Here is a 13673-nt window from a genome sequence, read left to right as displayed (position 1 = left end):
TTCGTCCTCTGCCGTTCGGCGTGGCGGCCCGTACGTGGACTATGCGCCCAACGTCGCTTGTCGCAGCCGCCGATGACTCAGACCTTACGAGGGGGCGCGGTAGTTATACGGAGGCGAGCCGGATTCGGCGGATTTCGCGGGAGAGTCTGGCGATGGTGCACAAGAGAAAATCTACCTCGCTTGGCCGGTCGAATGCGACGAAACTTCGAGTTGAATGTTCCGGCTGACGAGGCCGCCGAGCTTCGCGAAGCTTGGCGAGACATTTCGAGCCTGGCCCGAGACGAGGATGCCGATGATGTTCGAGATCCATCCCCTCTACTCGGTCGCGGGCGTCGCGGTGGGCCTGCTTGTCGGCATGACCGGCGTCGGCGGCGGGTCGCTGATGACCCCATTGCTTGTCCTGGCGTTCGGCTTTCACCCGGCAACGGCGGTCGGCACCGATCTGCTTTATGCCTCCGCCACGAAGTCCGTCGGCACCGTCGTCCATGGCATCAGCGGCACGGTGGATTGGAAGGTCGTGCGACGGCTGGCGCTGGGCAGCGTGCCCGCCACCCTGTTGACGCTTCTGGCGCTGGCTTATGCCGGCACGAAGTTCGACGGGACGCAGCATGTGATTACCATCACGCTTGGCCTCGCGCTCATCGCGACCGCGATCGCCATGGCCTTTCGTCGTCAGATCCTGGCTTATTATGCGGACACGATCGACGCGATGACCGACCGACAGGTGAAGCGCCTGACCGTCATTCTGGGCGTCGCGCTCGGTGTTCTCGTGTCGCTGTCGTCGGTCGGCGCGGGCGCGCTCGGCATGACCGCGCTCTTGATCCTTTATCCCAAGTTGCCGACAAACCGGCTGGTCGGATCCGACATCGCTCACGCCGTGCCGCTGACCCTGATCGCCGGCATGGGGCATTGGGCGATGGGCTCGGTCGATTTCGGGCTGTTGCTGTCGTTGTTGATCGGGTCGGTGCCGGGAATCATCGTCGGCAGCCTGATCTCGGCCCGCATCCCGGACCGGATATCGCGCGCGGTTCTCGCCGGGACGCTGGCGATTGTCGGGGGTAAATTGATCTTCTAGGCGGAGCTCATTCGAGGGTCGCGGACAAATCATAGCGGCGCACCAGCGAGTTCCCCGCCGCGTCGAGATCGACCGAGAGCCAGCAATTCGCCGCGAGCAGCGAACGCATCATGTGGGATTGCTGCCCCGGCAGGATCTCGATGCCCGGTCGGCCACGCGACGAACCGCGATGCGCCCTGAGGAACAATGTCGTGTTCTCGCGACCGGCCACATCGACAGTCTCCGGCGCGCCCGTCTCCGGCGGTCGGCCCAGCATCGTCCGGACCGCTGCCAGTACGAGAAAGCGGAAGCCGAGCAGCGACGCGACCGGGTTTCCGGGCAGACCGAAAAACAGCGTGCCGTCGGCAAGTTTTGCGAAGAGAACCGGCTTGCCCGGGCGCATCCGCACGCCGTGGAAATATATCCTGGCCCCCATTGCGCGCAGGACGGCGGCGATATGGTCATGATCGCCGGTCGACACGCCGCCGGTGGAGATGAGGATATCGGTGGAACCGCTTGCCAGCACGGCGCGAAATGCCCGTTCGATCTGTCCGGGATCGTCGCCGACCGGCGGGTGACATTGCACGGGCAGCCCAAGGCTGGCGGCGGAAGCGGCGATCATCGGGCCATTGGCATCGGGAATAGCGTCCGGCCTGGCCGTGCCGACAAGCTCGTCGCCGGTCGGGATGATCGAGATGCGCGGATGACGAAATACCGGCACATGGCTGAGGCCGTAGCTGGCAAGCGCGCCGATCGTCTCGGCGGTGATCCTCCGCCCGGACGGCAGGACCGGTTCCCCGGCCCGGGCGTCCTCGCCCTGGCGGCGGACATTTCTCCCGGCGGCTTCGGGTATGGCAAAGGTCAGGACACGGCGCTCTCCCTGTTGGACGACGCTTGCCCGTTCGGTGGTGATCACCGTGTCGCAGCCGACCGGCATCTTCGCGCCCGTGCTGATCGGATAGGCCGCGCCGGCGATCGCCGGGGTAGGGGAATGGCCGGCCCGATACTCTCCGGCGACGACCAGCTCGACCGGCACGTGCGCGGTCGCCGCTGCGGTGGCGCCCGCAGCAAAGGCGAAACCGTCCATCGCCGACGCATCGAAGCCGGGACAGTCACGCGCGGCGAACAGGTCGGCCGCCGTCCAGCGACCCAGCGCGTCGGAGAGCGGCACGATCAGCTCGACTGGCGAAGGCGTCGATGCCGTGACGATCGCGCGCGCTTCGTCGAATCCCGGCCTTGCGCCATCGCCGCGCTCAGTCACGCGGGAATGTCCGTGCGAGCAGCGCCAAATCGTCCGGCGTGTTGATGTTGGGCAAGTCCTCGGCCAGCGACAGCGCCGCCGCCCCGACCTCGGCCGCCCAGCCGCGCATCGATCGCCGGCGGTCGCTGGCCAGGAAAATGTCGAGCTGGCCGGCAAGGTCGGCGGGCCACAGGCCGATGATCGGTATCGCCTCGACATAGGACGGGCATCCGGTCGCGCGGAGCCGTTCGGCCAGATCCGGCGGCAGCACCGGCATGTCGCAGCCAACCGTCATCACCGCCGAATACCCTTGCGCGCGCGCATGATGAAGCGCGGCGTTGAGCCCGCCAAGCGGGCCAAGGTCGGGAAGGGGCCGGTCTGGTATCGCCGCGATGTCGCCGGCGCGCCCGACCAGCACGACGCTATCGACCTGCCGCGCAAGCGCTGCAACGACGCGATCGATCAGGCTTTGTCCGGCAAGAAGCGCCACCGCTTTGTCCGACCCGAACCGCTGCGATCGCCCGCCGGCAAGGATCGCGCCGAGCAGCCGCGTCATGCGGCGATAACGAGCGCGGCATCGGGCCGCGCCAGCACGACGAGCCGGACTCCGGCCGCGCGTGCGCGCTCGACGGCGAGCGTGGTCGGTGCGGAAATCGTCACGAGCATCGGACAGCCGGAGAGCGCCGCCTTTTCGACCAGCTCATAGGAGCAACGCGATGACAGGAGCGCGAAGCCGCCGTCCCAGCCCTCGCCCGCGCGCGCCATCGCGCCGATCAGCTTGTCGAACGCATTATGCCGCCCGACATCCTCGCGCACGGCAACGATCGTTCCGTCCGGCCGGCATTGTGCGGCGGCATGAACCGCGCCGGTTTCCCGGTTGAGCGGCTGCAGGTCGCGCAAATGGGCGAGCGCGGCGAAGATCGCCGCCTCGTCCGCCTGGCTCGCCGCGGTGATGACGGGCAGGGGGCGCAGCGCCTGTTCCAGATTCTCGATCCCGCACAGTCCGCAGGAGGAATCCGATACACGGTGGCGGACCCGGCCAAGCAATGTTTCGGTGCGCGAGTCGGCCAGAGTGATGCGCAAGATCTGGCCGGCGGGCGAGGGATGGTGATCGATCGCGAGGATCTCGCTCGGGTCTTCCACCAGCCTTTCGCTGAGCGCGAAACCGATCGCGAAATCCTCCAGATCGGCCGGGCTCGCCATCATCACTGCATAGCCGATACCGTTGAATTCGACCGAGACCGGCGCCTCGATCGCCACCGCACGCACGACATCGTCATGTCCGCCATCCGGCGTGATCCGGTCGAAGCCGACCGGCCGGGTCGCCTCGCTCATCCGGCGTCTGATGGAGGCACACCGTCCGCGCCGACCGCGAAGTCGGTGGCGGGAGTCTGTGAAGGCGCCGTGCCCTTGTCGCGCAACATCGTGACCGCTTCCCTTGCCATGTCGTTCAGGCCATCGCCGCCCTGATCGAGATAAGCAATGATCTGCGCGCACATACGCGGATCCCAGAAGTGCCAGAGATGATCCCAGGTTGCGGTCGCCGCGTTCGCGCCTTGCTGATGCTCCAGCTCGGTCGCGATCTGGTTCGCCATCCTGACCAGTTTGTCGATCGTCGCGCTCATTCGGCGGCGACCGTCTCGATCCGCCGCGAGAGGAGCGAGCGCGCCTCATAGCGTTCCTGCCAGTCGGTCGGGCCGTTGGAACGGCCGACCTGCACCGCCGTCACCTTGTATTCGGGACAATTGGTCGCCCAGTCCGAATTGTCGGTGGTGATGACATTGGCCTGAGTGCTTGGATGGTGGAAGGTCGTATAGACCACGCCCGGCGCAACCCGGTCGGTGATCAGCGCGCGCAGCGATGTGTCGCCGGCGCGGCTGACCACCGTGACCCAATCGCCGTCGAGGACGCCACGCTGCTCCGCATCATGCGGATGAATCTCAAGTCGGTCCTCTTCGTGCCAGCGGCTATTCTCGGTGCGGCGGGTCTGCGCCCCGACATTATACTGGCTGAGAATCCGCCCGGTGGTCAGCAGCAACGGGAAGCGCGGCCCGGTGCGCTCCTCGGTCGCGACATATTCGGTGCGCACGAACTTGCCGCGCCCGCGCGCGAAACCGCCGATATGCATCACCGGCGTGCCCTCGGGCGCTGCCTCGTTGCACGGCCACTGAATCGATCCGAGCTCATCGAGCCGCGCGAACGACACGCCGGCAAAGGTCGGCGTTACGGCGGCGATCTCGTCCATGATCTCCGACGCATGGCCATAATGCATGTCGCAATCGAGCGCCTGGGCGATCAACTGCGTGATCTCCCAATCTTCATAGCCGTTCTTCGGCTGCATCACCTTGCGCACCAGCTGGATGCGCCGCTCGGCATTGGTGAAGGTGCCGTTCTTCTCCAGGAAAGTCGATCCGGGCAGGAATACATGCGCGTAATTGGCGGTCTCGTTGAGGAACAGGTCGTGCACCACAACGCATTCCATCGCCGCGAGCCCGGCCGAGACATGCCGCGTGTCCGGGTCCGACTGCAGGATATCCTCGCCCTGGATATAGAGCGCCTTGAACGTGCCATCGACCGCCGCGTCGAGCATGTTGGGGATGCGCAGTCCCGGCTCATGATCGAGCTCGACGCCCCACAGGTCGCGGAACATGTCGCGCGCGGCATCGTCCGAAACATGGCGATACCCCGACAGCTCGTGCGGGAAGCTGCCCATGTCGCACGCGCCCTGGACATTATTCTGCCCACGCAACGGGTTCACCCCGACGCCGTCACGCCCGAGATTGCCCGTCGCCATCGCAAGGTTGGCGATGGCCAGCACCGTGGTCGATCCCTGGCTATGCTCGGTCACGCCAAGGCCATAATAGATCGCGCCATTGCCGCCGGTCGCATAGAGCCGCGCCGCCGCGCGCAAATTGGCGGCGGGCACCTGAGTCATCAGCTCGGTTGCCTCCGGGCTATGGCGCGGATCGGCGACGAATTCGGCCCAATCCTCGAACTCGGACCAGTCGCAGCGGTCGCGCACGAACGCTTCGTTGACCAGTCCCTCGGTGACGATGACATGCGCCATCGCGGTCAGCACCGCGACATTGGTGCCCGGGCGCAGCGCAAGATGCTCCGCCGCCTCGATATGCGGCGAGCGCACGATGTCGGTACGGCGCGGATCGATCACGATCAGTTGCGCGCCCTGCCGCAAGCGGCGCTTGAGCCGGCTGGCGAACACCGGATGCCCGTCGGTCGGATTGGCGCCGATGATCACCACCACATCGGCCGCCATCACGCTGTCGAAATCCTGCGTGCCCGCCGAGGTGCCGAACGCGGTCTTCAAGCCATAGCCGGTCGGCGAGTGGCAGACCCGCGCGCAGGTATCGACATTATTGTTGCCGAACCCGGCGCGGATCAGCTTCTGAACCAGGAACGTCTCTTCATTGGTGCAGCGGCTCGAGGTGATGCCGCCGATCGAGCGCTTGCCATATTGGTTCTGGATACGGCGGAATTCGGACGCGGTATGCGCAATCGCCTCGTCCCAGCTCACTTCGCGCCATGGATCGTCGATCGACGCGCGGATCATCGGATTGAGGATGCGCTCCTTGTGATTGGCATAGCCCCAGGCGAAGCGGCCCTTGACGCAGCTATGCCCGCGATTCGCCTTGCCTTCCTTCCACGGCACCATGCGCACCAGCTCCTCGCCGCGCATCTCGGCGCGGAAGGTGCAGCCGACGCCGCAATAGGCGCAGGTGGTGATGACCGACCGGTCGGGCGTGCCGATCTCGACCACTTTCTTCTCGATCAATGTCGCGGTCGGGCAGGCCTGGACGCAGGCGCCGCACGACACGCATTCGCTGGAGAAGAAATCCTCGCCCTGGCTCGCCGCGACCTTGCTGCCGAAGCCCATGCCCTCGATAGTCAGCGCGAAAGTGCCCTGCACCTCGTCGCACGCCCGTACGCAGCGCGAGCAGACGATGCATTTCGACGGGTCGAAATCGAAATAGGGGTTGGATGTGTCCTTGGCCTGGCCAAGATGGCTCGCGCCCGTATCGCCGTAACGCACGTCGCGCAGGCCCACCGCGCCGGCCTGGTCCTGCAATTCGCAATCGCCATTGGCGGCGCAGGTCAGGCAATCGAGCGGGTGATCGGAGATATACAGCTCCATCACGCCGCGGCGCAGTTTCTTGAGCTTCTCGGTCTGGGTCCGCACCACCATGTTCGGGGTAACCGGCGTGGTGCAGGAAGCGGGATAACCCGCGCGGCCCTCGACCTCGACCAGGCACAGCCGGCACGATCCGAATGCTTCCAGGCTGTCGGTCGCGCACAGCTTCGGGATGCTCGTTCCCATCTGCGCGGCGGCGCGCATCACCGATGTGCCTTCGGGCACGCTGACCGGCTGGCCGTCGATGCTGATCGTCACCATCGCCGCGTCCGGGGCGGCGGGCTTGGTGCCCAGGTCGATTTCGCCGCGCCACGCCATGACTTTACTCCGCCGCCACGGGCAGCGCGGTTGCGCCACCGAAATCTTCGGGGAAATGATCCAGCGCGCTCAGCACCGGATAGGGCGTGAAGCCGCCCAACGCGCACAGCGACCCGAACTTCATCGTGTCGCACAGATCGCGCAATATCTCGATATTGTCGTCGATCCGGTCGCCGGCGATGATCCGGTCGACCGTTTCCACCCCGCGCGTCGATCCGATCCGGCACGGCGTGCATTTGCCGCAGCTTTCGACCGCGCAGAATTCCATCGCGAACCGCGCCATCTTGGCCATATCGACGCTGTCATCGAACACCGTGATCCCGGCATGGCCGATCAGACCGCCGGCCGTGGTGAAGCTTTCATAATCGAATGGCAGATGGAACATCGACGGCGGGAAATAAGCGCCAAGCGGCCCGCCGACCTGCACCGCGCGCACCGGCCGGCCGCTCTCGGTCCCGCCGCCAATCTCGTCGACCAGTTCGCCCAAAGTGATGCCGAACCCGACTTCGTACAGCCCGCCATTGCGGACATTGCCGGCCAGCTGGATCGGCATGGTGCCGCGCGACCGGCCAAAGCCGACCGCGGCATAGGCGGCCGGGCCATTGGCCAGGATGAACGGCACCGCGGCGAGGCTCAGCACATTGTTGATCACGGTCGGCTTACCGAACAGCCCGGCGATCGCCGGCAGCGGCGGCTTGGCGCGCACCTGGCCGCGCTTGCCCTCGATCGAATCGAGCAAGGCGGTTTCCTCGCCGCAGACATAGGCCCCCGCGCCGACCCTCACTTCCAGCGTGAAGGGCGCGATCCGCGCCGCCGACCGCACGATCGCCTCGCGCATCGTCGCCACGGCAAAGGGATATTCGGAGCGGATATAGACATAACCATGGGCTGCGCCGACCGCATGAGCGGCGATCGCCATGCCCTCGATCAGGCAATAGGGATCGCCCTCCATCAGCATGCGGTCGGCAAAGGTGCCACTGTCGCCCTCATCGGCATTGCAGACGATGAACTTCTCCGCAGCCTGCGTATCGAGCACGGTCTGCCACTTGATCCCGGTCGGGAACCCCGCGCCGCCCCGGCCGCGCAGCCCGCTGTCCTTGACCGTCGCCACCACCGCCGCCGGCGAAAGCGCACGGGCGGCGGCAAGGCCCACCCAGCCGCCATGCGCGGCATAATCGTCGAGATCGAGCGGATCGATCACCCCGCAGCGCGCAAAGGTGAAGCGCTGCTGCGATGCGAAAAAGGGCAGGTCGGCGAGTCTGCCGAGCCGGTTCGCGTGGCTCCCGTCAAGCACCGCGCCAACCTCATCGGGCGCGACCGGGCCATAGGCGATGCGCCCGTCCGCCGTATCGACCTCGGCCAAAGGCTCGATCCGGAACAGGCCATGGCTGCCGGTTCGGATCACCTCGGCACCGGTCCGGGCGAACGCCTCGGCCACGTCGTCCGCGCCGAGCGCGACCGAGGCCATGTCGCGGCTGATAAAGACCCTCACGCCGCCACCTGCGCGGCGAGCCGGTCGAGCCGGGCGCCGTCGATCCGCGACACCGGCACGCCATCGACCAGCGCATTGGGTCCGGTCGCGCACAGGCCAAGGCAATAGACCGGCTCCAGCGTCACCCGGCCATCGGCGCTGGTCGAGCCCATCGCCACGCCGAGCCGCTCGACTGCGGCGCGCTCGATCGCTCGGCCGCCACGCGCCTGGCAGCTTTCGGCGCGGCACAATTTGATGACATGGCGACCGGCCGGCTGACGGCGGAAATCATGATAGAAAGTGACCACGCCGTGCACATCGGCGCGGCTCAGGTTCAGCGCCTCCGCGACATGCGGCACCAGTGCGTCGTCGATATAACCAAACTCATCCTGCAGCGCATGGAGCAGCGGCAGCAGTACGCCGCGCCCATCCGCCACGCCGGCCATGAAGCGACCGATCGCCTCGCGATACGCAATCGCTTCCGCGGTCAAGGCGGGGGCCGGTCGCTCACTCTCTCTGGTCTTGCGCATCACCGATGAGGATAGGCCCGATCGCGTACGCCAGGTCAAATCGACTGACTTCATGTTTGATAGAGAAACTCTATCAACGATCCCGATAGAGGGTCGGCAATTTGATGCTGTTGGCGGCGGTAAGCGCGGCTTGGGCAAGCTGGCTCGAGGGGCGGCGGTCGAGCACGACCAGTCCGACCCGACTGGCGGGGAACGGCTCCGTAAAGGGCAATACCCGCGCCCAGCTGTTCGCTGGAATCAGCGCGGTATAGCCTTCGGGCACCACCGTGGCGAGCCCGCCCGCCTCGACCATCGCAAGCAGCGCGACATAGGAATCGGCGGTTGCCCCGGGATGGACCGCGAACCCGCGTGCAGCGAGGTTGGCGTCGAAGATGCGGCGGTTCTGCATGCCTTCATGGAGCAGGCAAAGCGGTTGGGCGAGCACCTCCGGCCAGCCGACCGCCTTGTGATCGTCGAAACCGCTGCCGGCGCGTGCGACGAACATCGCGCGCTCGGCATAAAGCGGTACGGCGATCACTTGCGCCGGCGGTTCGTGATCGAGATAGGTCAGGCCGGCGTCGAGCTCGAACGCGGCCAGCGCTTGTTCTATTTCGCGCGAGGTGAGCGAGCGGACGGACACGGTGAGTTCGGGATTGGCGGTGCGCAGGGCATGAGTGAAATGGCCAACCACCGGCATCGAGGCGGGGATCGCACCGAGCCGGAGCGTGCCGTGCAATGGCCCGCGTGCCGTCTCGGCGGCATGGGCGAGCCCATCGACCATCGCGATCGCCTGCTGCGCCCAGGGTAGCGCCGCCCGGCCCTCGTCGGTCAGCCCGATATAGCGGCGATCGCGTTCGACCAGCCGCTTGCCGAGCTGCTCCTCGAGCGCGGCAAGGCCAGCGGAGAGCGTCGGCTGAGTGACGTTGCAGGACGCGGCGGCACGCGCGAAATGCCCCTCACGCGCGAGCGCAACGAAATATTCGAGGAGGCGGAGCTGCAAGGCGGATACCTCGAACTTTGTGAGACCTTATAGGCCCGCTCTATCACACCGCCATGTGGAGCCATAGGCCGCACGACGTGCCTCAACCCGAACCCGAATTTCAGCCGCAGGCAAGATAGGGCGCAAGCGCCGCGACGAACGGCGCGACCGTTTCCTCGCGCAGCCCGGCGATGTTGATGCGGCCGGAATCGGGCATGTAGATGCCGTGCCGTTCGCGCAGCGCGGCCACCGCGACGCGGTCGATCGGGAGCAATGCGAACAACCCTTGCTGGCGCGCGATCGGCGCAAGGACCGGGTGGGCATCGCCCAACCGGGCGCGCAACGTATTGATCCGCGCGCACATATCGACCAGCTCGGCGCGCCAATCGGCGGTGAGAGCGTTGTCCTCGAGGATCAGCCGCACCGCCGCCGCGCCATGATCGGGCGGCATCGACCACAGGCTGCGCGCCAGCACCAGCATGGTCTCGCGCACCGGCACGACCGCGGCGGGCGACGACGCCTGCACCCAAAGCGCGCCGACCCGCTCGCGGTAGAGCGCGAAATTCTTGTCGCAACTATAAGCGACCAGCGCTTCGGGCGCGGCGTCGAGCATGATGCGCATGCCCGCGGCATCCTCCTCCAGTCCTTTGCCCAGGCCCTGATAGGCGAGGTCGATCAGTGGCACCAAGCCGCGCGATGCGGTGAGCGCCGCCAGTTCCTGCCACTGCGCGGTGGAGAATGCCGTGCCAGTCGGGTTGTGACAGCAACCATGGAGCAGCACCACATCGCCCGCCACCGCCTGATCGAGACCAGCGATGAATGCGTCGAAATCCAGGTCGGATCGTGCGGCATCGAAATAGGCCTGGGACCGCACGGCGAGTCCCGCCGCGCGAAAGATCGGCGCGTGATTCGGCCATGTCGGTGTGCCGATCCAGATCGTCGGTGCACGTTCGGTTCGCGCGATCAGTTCCGCCGCCAGCCGCAGTGCGCCGGTGCCGCCCGGTGTCTGGATGCCGTCGATGCGCGGGTCGGCCGCAAGGCGTTCGCCCAGCGCGACAACGGCGAGTTGATCGGTGAAACGCTGGTCGCCTTCGGCACCCAGATAGCTCTTGCTGTCCTGAGTGGAGAGCAGCCGCCTTTCCGCCTCCTTGACCGCGCGCATGACCGGGGTCTTGCCGCTGGCGTCGCGATAGACACCGACGCCGACATCGATCTTGTCGGGGCGCGGGTCGGCGCGGTGCATGCCGATCACGGCGAGCAGCGCGTCGGGTGGCTGACGCTGCAGCGAGCCGAACAGCGCGGTCGCGGCGAGATGGTCGAGCGTGACGGTCATGCCGCTTCCCTTGCGCGGGCATAGCTTTGCGTGCCGCGGGTGTAGATCTTGTCGGCCGGCAGGATCGCCTCGATCTCGATGTCGGGCTGCCCCTCCAGTTCGGCATAAAGCGGCGCGAAATCGGTGTTCAGCGTCTGTTCGAGCAAGTCCTCGAAGCTGTCGATGACGAAATAATTCTGCTGGAAATCGTCGATACGATATTTGGTGCGCATCAGCCGCTTCAAGTCGAAGCCGATGCGGTTGGGCGACGGATCGTCAAGCGCGAAGACCGACTCCGTGTAGGACGATACGATCCCCGCACCATAGAGTTTGAGGCCGTTGCCCGAGCGAACCAGGCCGAATTCGACCGTGTACCAGTAGAGCCGCGCGAGCCGCTCGATCGCGCCCAATGCTGCCGCGCGCTGCCCGCCCTTGCCATAGGCCTGCATATAATCGGCGAACACCGGATGGGCGAGCAGCGGCACATGCCCGAACACATCGTGAAACACATCCGGTTCCTGAAGATAGTCGAGCTGGTCCGGCTTGCGGATGAAGTTGCCGGCGACGAAGCGGCGGTTGGCGAGGTGATCGAAAAACACTTCATCGGGCACCAGACCCGGCACCGCGACGACTTGCCAGCCGGTCGCCTTGATCAGCCGCTCGGACAATTCCTCGAAATCGGGAATGCCCGGTTTTGAAAGGCGCAATACGTCCAGACCTTCGATGAATTCGGGCGTGACGCGCCCCGGCAGCATGTCCGCCTGTCGGGCGAACAATATGTCCCAGGTCGCGTGCTCCTCGGGCGTATAGGCATCCCAGCCCTGTGGGATGGTCCAGTCGTCGGCGGCCCCTTTGGGGCGAGTCAGGTTTGCATCGCTCATGTGATGCAGGATCGCACCGACCCGCGGCGATTGCTTGTCTTTATCACCGCGAATATGACGTTATAAGAAATGAATATTCGCAAATCCGGACCATCATGAAACAAAATCGCGAATTGGATTCGATCGACCGTCGCATCGTTGCGTTGTTGCAGGAGGATGCCACGCTCAGCCATGCCGATCTCGCCGAGCGGGTCGGGGCGTCGAGCGCCTCGTGCTGGCGCCGGGTCAAGGCATTGGAGACGGCCGGCGTGCTTACCCGCACCGTCCGGCTGGTCGATCCCGTCATGGTCGGGCGCGGCGTCAACGTGCTGTGCAATATCCGGATGCTGAGCCACGCGATCGAGGCGCGGGAGAGTTTCGAACGCTTCGTCGACGGCCGGCCGGAGGTGATCGAGTGTTTCTCGATGTCGGGGGACTGGGATTATCTGCTACGCATCGTCGTCGCCGATGTTGCCGACTATAATCATTTCCTGATGCAGACCTTGCTCGCTCATCCCTCGGTCGCCGGCGGGTCGTCTCATTTCGCCTTGTCGATGACGAAATACACCACGGCCCTGCCCATCTAGGAGATCGTGCGTCGCGCCGATCACCGCGCGCGCGGTTCGTCCGGGCGCAGGCACCTTGACCGGTTGGGCACGAGCGCCCACGCGACCCGCTTCCCGCAGTTCACGCGCCCGCGGCGCCGATACCTAACAGATTGTCCGTCAATGCGATTTTCCCGCTTCTTTTCTCGCGCCTCGCACGACATGGCGATCGACCTCGGCACGGTGAACACCGTTGTCTACCTGCGCGACAAGGGGATCGTGCTCAACGAACCCTCGGTCGTCGCGATCGAGACGCTCGACGGCGTCTCCCGGATTCGCGCGATCGGCGCCGAGGCAAAGCTGATGCTCGGCAAGACGCCCGATACGATCCGTACCATCCGGCCGATGCGTGACGGCGTGATTGCCGACATCGACGTCGCCGAGCAGATGATCAAGCATTTCATCGACAAGGCGCATGGCGGTGCGAGCCGGTTGCCGCGCCGCCCGCAGATCGCGATCTGCATGCCGTCGGGCGCGACGACGGTGGAGCGTCGCGCCATCCGGCAGGCGGCGAGCAATGCCGGTGCCGGCAAGGTCTATCTGATCGAGGAATCGATGGCGGCGGCGATCGGCGCCGGCCTGCCGGTCACCGAGCCGACCGGCGCGATGGTCGTCGATATCGGCGGCGGCACGACCGAGGTCGCGATCCTGTCGTTGCGCGGCCTTGCCTATAGCACGTCCGCGCGGGTCGGCGGCGACCGCATGGACGAGGCGATCGCGTCGAGCATCCGGCGCAAGCATAATCTGATGATCGGCGAATCGACCGCCGAGCGGATCAAGGTCGAGATCGGCACCGCGATGATGCCGGATGACGGGGTCGGCAAGGTGATGCGCGTCAAGGGCCGCGACCTGGTCAACGGCGTTCCGTCGGAGATCGAGGTCAGCCAGGGCGAACTGGCAACGGCACTGGCCGAGCTGGTCGGCCAGATCGTTGGTACGGTGCTCTCCGCGCTGGAAAAGACCGAACCCGAACTCGCCGCCGACATTTATGACCAGGGCATCGTGATGACCGGCGGCGGCAGCTTGCTCGTTGGCCTTGACGAAGTGCTGGCGCAGGCAACCGGCCTGCCGGTGATCGTCGCCGACGAGGCGCTGACGTGCGTCGCGATGGGCGCCGGCCGCGCGCTGGAGGATCCGGCCTATCAGGGCATCATGCAGGAAGCCTGATCGCCCCGCGG

At 66.0% G+C, this 13673-nt stretch carries 13 protein-coding genes; 3 read left to right on the top strand and 10 right to left on the bottom strand.

Features of this window, described 5'->3' with window-relative positions; genetic code table 11:
• Positions 1–295: 295 nt before the first annotated feature.
• Complete coding sequence (locus tag G4G27_RS16110; RefSeq protein ID WP_183113850.1) at positions 296–1075, top strand: sulfite exporter TauE/SafE family protein; 780 nt, start codon at positions 296–298, stop codon at positions 1073–1075.
• Between the two features lie 7 nt (positions 1076–1082).
• Here G4G27_RS16110 and G4G27_RS16105 read toward each other — a convergent pair whose 3' ends face one another.
• The 10 genes from G4G27_RS16105 to phhA all read right to left on the bottom strand — a co-directional run bounded on the left by G4G27_RS16105 (position 1083) and on the right by phhA (position 11911).
• Complete coding sequence (locus G4G27_RS16105) at positions 1083–2315, bottom strand: molybdopterin molybdotransferase MoeA (protein ID WP_183109592.1); 1233 nt, start codon at positions 2313–2315, stop codon at positions 1083–1085.
• Entirely contained in the window at positions 2308–2850 is a 543-nt protein-coding gene (locus G4G27_RS16100) for a molybdenum cofactor guanylyltransferase (RefSeq protein ID WP_183109591.1), read from the bottom strand. Before G4G27_RS16100 ends, G4G27_RS16105 begins: the two co-directional genes overlap by 8 nt.
• A complete protein-coding gene (gene fdhD / locus G4G27_RS16095) occupies positions 2847–3629 on the bottom strand; it encodes a formate dehydrogenase accessory sulfurtransferase FdhD (protein WP_183109590.1) in 783 nt (260 codons plus the stop codon). Before fdhD ends, G4G27_RS16100 begins: the two co-directional genes overlap by 4 nt.
• Complete coding sequence (locus G4G27_RS16090) at positions 3626–3919, bottom strand: formate dehydrogenase subunit delta (RefSeq protein WP_183109589.1); 294 nt, start codon at positions 3917–3919, stop codon at positions 3626–3628. Before G4G27_RS16090 ends, fdhD begins: the two co-directional genes overlap by 4 nt.
• Complete coding sequence (fdhF, locus tag G4G27_RS16085; protein ID WP_183109588.1) at positions 3916–6759, bottom strand: formate dehydrogenase subunit alpha; 2844 nt, start codon at positions 6757–6759, stop codon at positions 3916–3918. Before fdhF ends, G4G27_RS16090 begins: the two co-directional genes overlap by 4 nt.
• A gap of 4 nt (positions 6760–6763) precedes the next feature.
• Positions 6764–8227 carry an NADH-ubiquinone oxidoreductase-F iron-sulfur binding region domain-containing protein gene (locus G4G27_RS16080; protein WP_183113849.1) on the bottom strand — a complete coding sequence of 488 codons (1464 nt, stop codon included), beginning with the start codon at positions 8225–8227 and terminating at the stop codon, positions 6764–6766.
• Between the two features lie 20 nt (positions 8228–8247).
• Complete coding sequence (locus tag G4G27_RS16075) at positions 8248–8676, bottom strand: formate dehydrogenase subunit gamma (protein ID WP_244624723.1); 429 nt, start codon at positions 8674–8676, stop codon at positions 8248–8250.
• A gap of 157 nt (positions 8677–8833) precedes the next feature.
• On the bottom strand, positions 8834–9739 hold the full coding sequence (locus G4G27_RS16070) for a LysR family transcriptional regulator (protein ID WP_183109586.1): 906 nt from the start codon (positions 9737–9739) through the stop codon (positions 8834–8836).
• 100 nt (positions 9740–9839) lie between these two features.
• On the bottom strand, positions 9840–11051 hold the full coding sequence (locus G4G27_RS16065; protein ID WP_183109585.1) for an amino acid aminotransferase: 1212 nt from the start codon (positions 11049–11051) through the stop codon (positions 9840–9842).
• Positions 11048–11911, bottom strand: a complete 864-nt coding sequence (phhA, locus tag G4G27_RS16060; protein ID WP_183109584.1) for a phenylalanine 4-monooxygenase — start codon at positions 11909–11911, stop codon at positions 11048–11050. The genes G4G27_RS16065 and phhA overlap by 4 nt, the downstream gene beginning before the upstream one ends.
• 95 nt (positions 11912–12006) lie before the next feature.
• On the opposite strand from phhA, the gene G4G27_RS16055 reads away from it, so the two are divergent.
• Positions 12007–12477 carry an Lrp/AsnC family transcriptional regulator gene (locus G4G27_RS16055; RefSeq protein WP_183109583.1) on the top strand — a complete coding sequence of 157 codons (471 nt, stop codon included), beginning with the start codon at positions 12007–12009 and terminating at the stop codon, positions 12475–12477.
• A 141-nt stretch (positions 12478–12618) separates the two neighbouring features.
• Entirely contained in the window at positions 12619–13662 is a 1044-nt protein-coding gene (locus G4G27_RS16050; RefSeq protein ID WP_183109582.1) for a rod shape-determining protein, read from the top strand.
• Positions 13663–13673 lie beyond the last annotated feature (11 nt).

The sequence above is a fragment of the Sphingomonas sp. So64.6b genome, from assembly GCF_014171475.1.
GTDB classification, from domain to species: Bacteria; Pseudomonadota; Alphaproteobacteria; order Sphingomonadales; family Sphingomonadaceae; genus Sphingomonas; species Sphingomonas alpina_A.
This window is presented reverse-complemented; position numbering and strand designations above follow the sequence as displayed.

Coding starts and splice junctions, on each gene's coding strand:
- G4G27_RS16080 (WP_183113849.1), bottom strand. CDS start 8,227: ATGGCCTCGGTCGCGCTCGGCGCGGACGACGTGGCCGAGGCGTTCGCC.
- phhA (WP_183109584.1), bottom strand. CDS start 11,911: ATGAGCGATGCAAACCTGACTCGCCCCAAAGGGGCCGCCGACGACTGG.
- G4G27_RS16075 (WP_244624723.1), bottom strand. CDS start 8,676: ATGGCCGGCGTGGCGGATGGGCGCGGCGTACTGCTGCCGCTGCTCCAT.
- G4G27_RS16050 (WP_183109582.1), top strand. CDS start 12,619: ATGCGATTTTCCCGCTTCTTTTCTCGCGCCTCGCACGACATGGCGATC.
- G4G27_RS16055 (WP_183109583.1), top strand. CDS start 12,007: ATGAAACAAAATCGCGAATTGGATTCGATCGACCGTCGCATCGTTGCG.
- G4G27_RS16100 (WP_183109591.1), bottom strand. CDS start 2,850: ATGACGCGGCTGCTCGGCGCGATCCTTGCCGGCGGGCGATCGCAGCGG.
- G4G27_RS16065 (WP_183109585.1), bottom strand. CDS start 11,051: ATGACCGTCACGCTCGACCATCTCGCCGCGACCGCGCTGTTCGGCTCG.
- fdhF (WP_183109588.1), bottom strand. CDS start 6,759: ATGGCGTGGCGCGGCGAAATCGACCTGGGCACCAAGCCCGCCGCCCCG.
- G4G27_RS16110 (WP_183113850.1), top strand. CDS start 296: ATGTTCGAGATCCATCCCCTCTACTCGGTCGCGGGCGTCGCGGTGGGC.
- G4G27_RS16090 (WP_183109589.1), bottom strand. CDS start 3,919: ATGAGCGCGACGATCGACAAACTGGTCAGGATGGCGAACCAGATCGCG.
- fdhD (WP_183109590.1), bottom strand. CDS start 3,629: ATGAGCGAGGCGACCCGGCCGGTCGGCTTCGACCGGATCACGCCGGAT.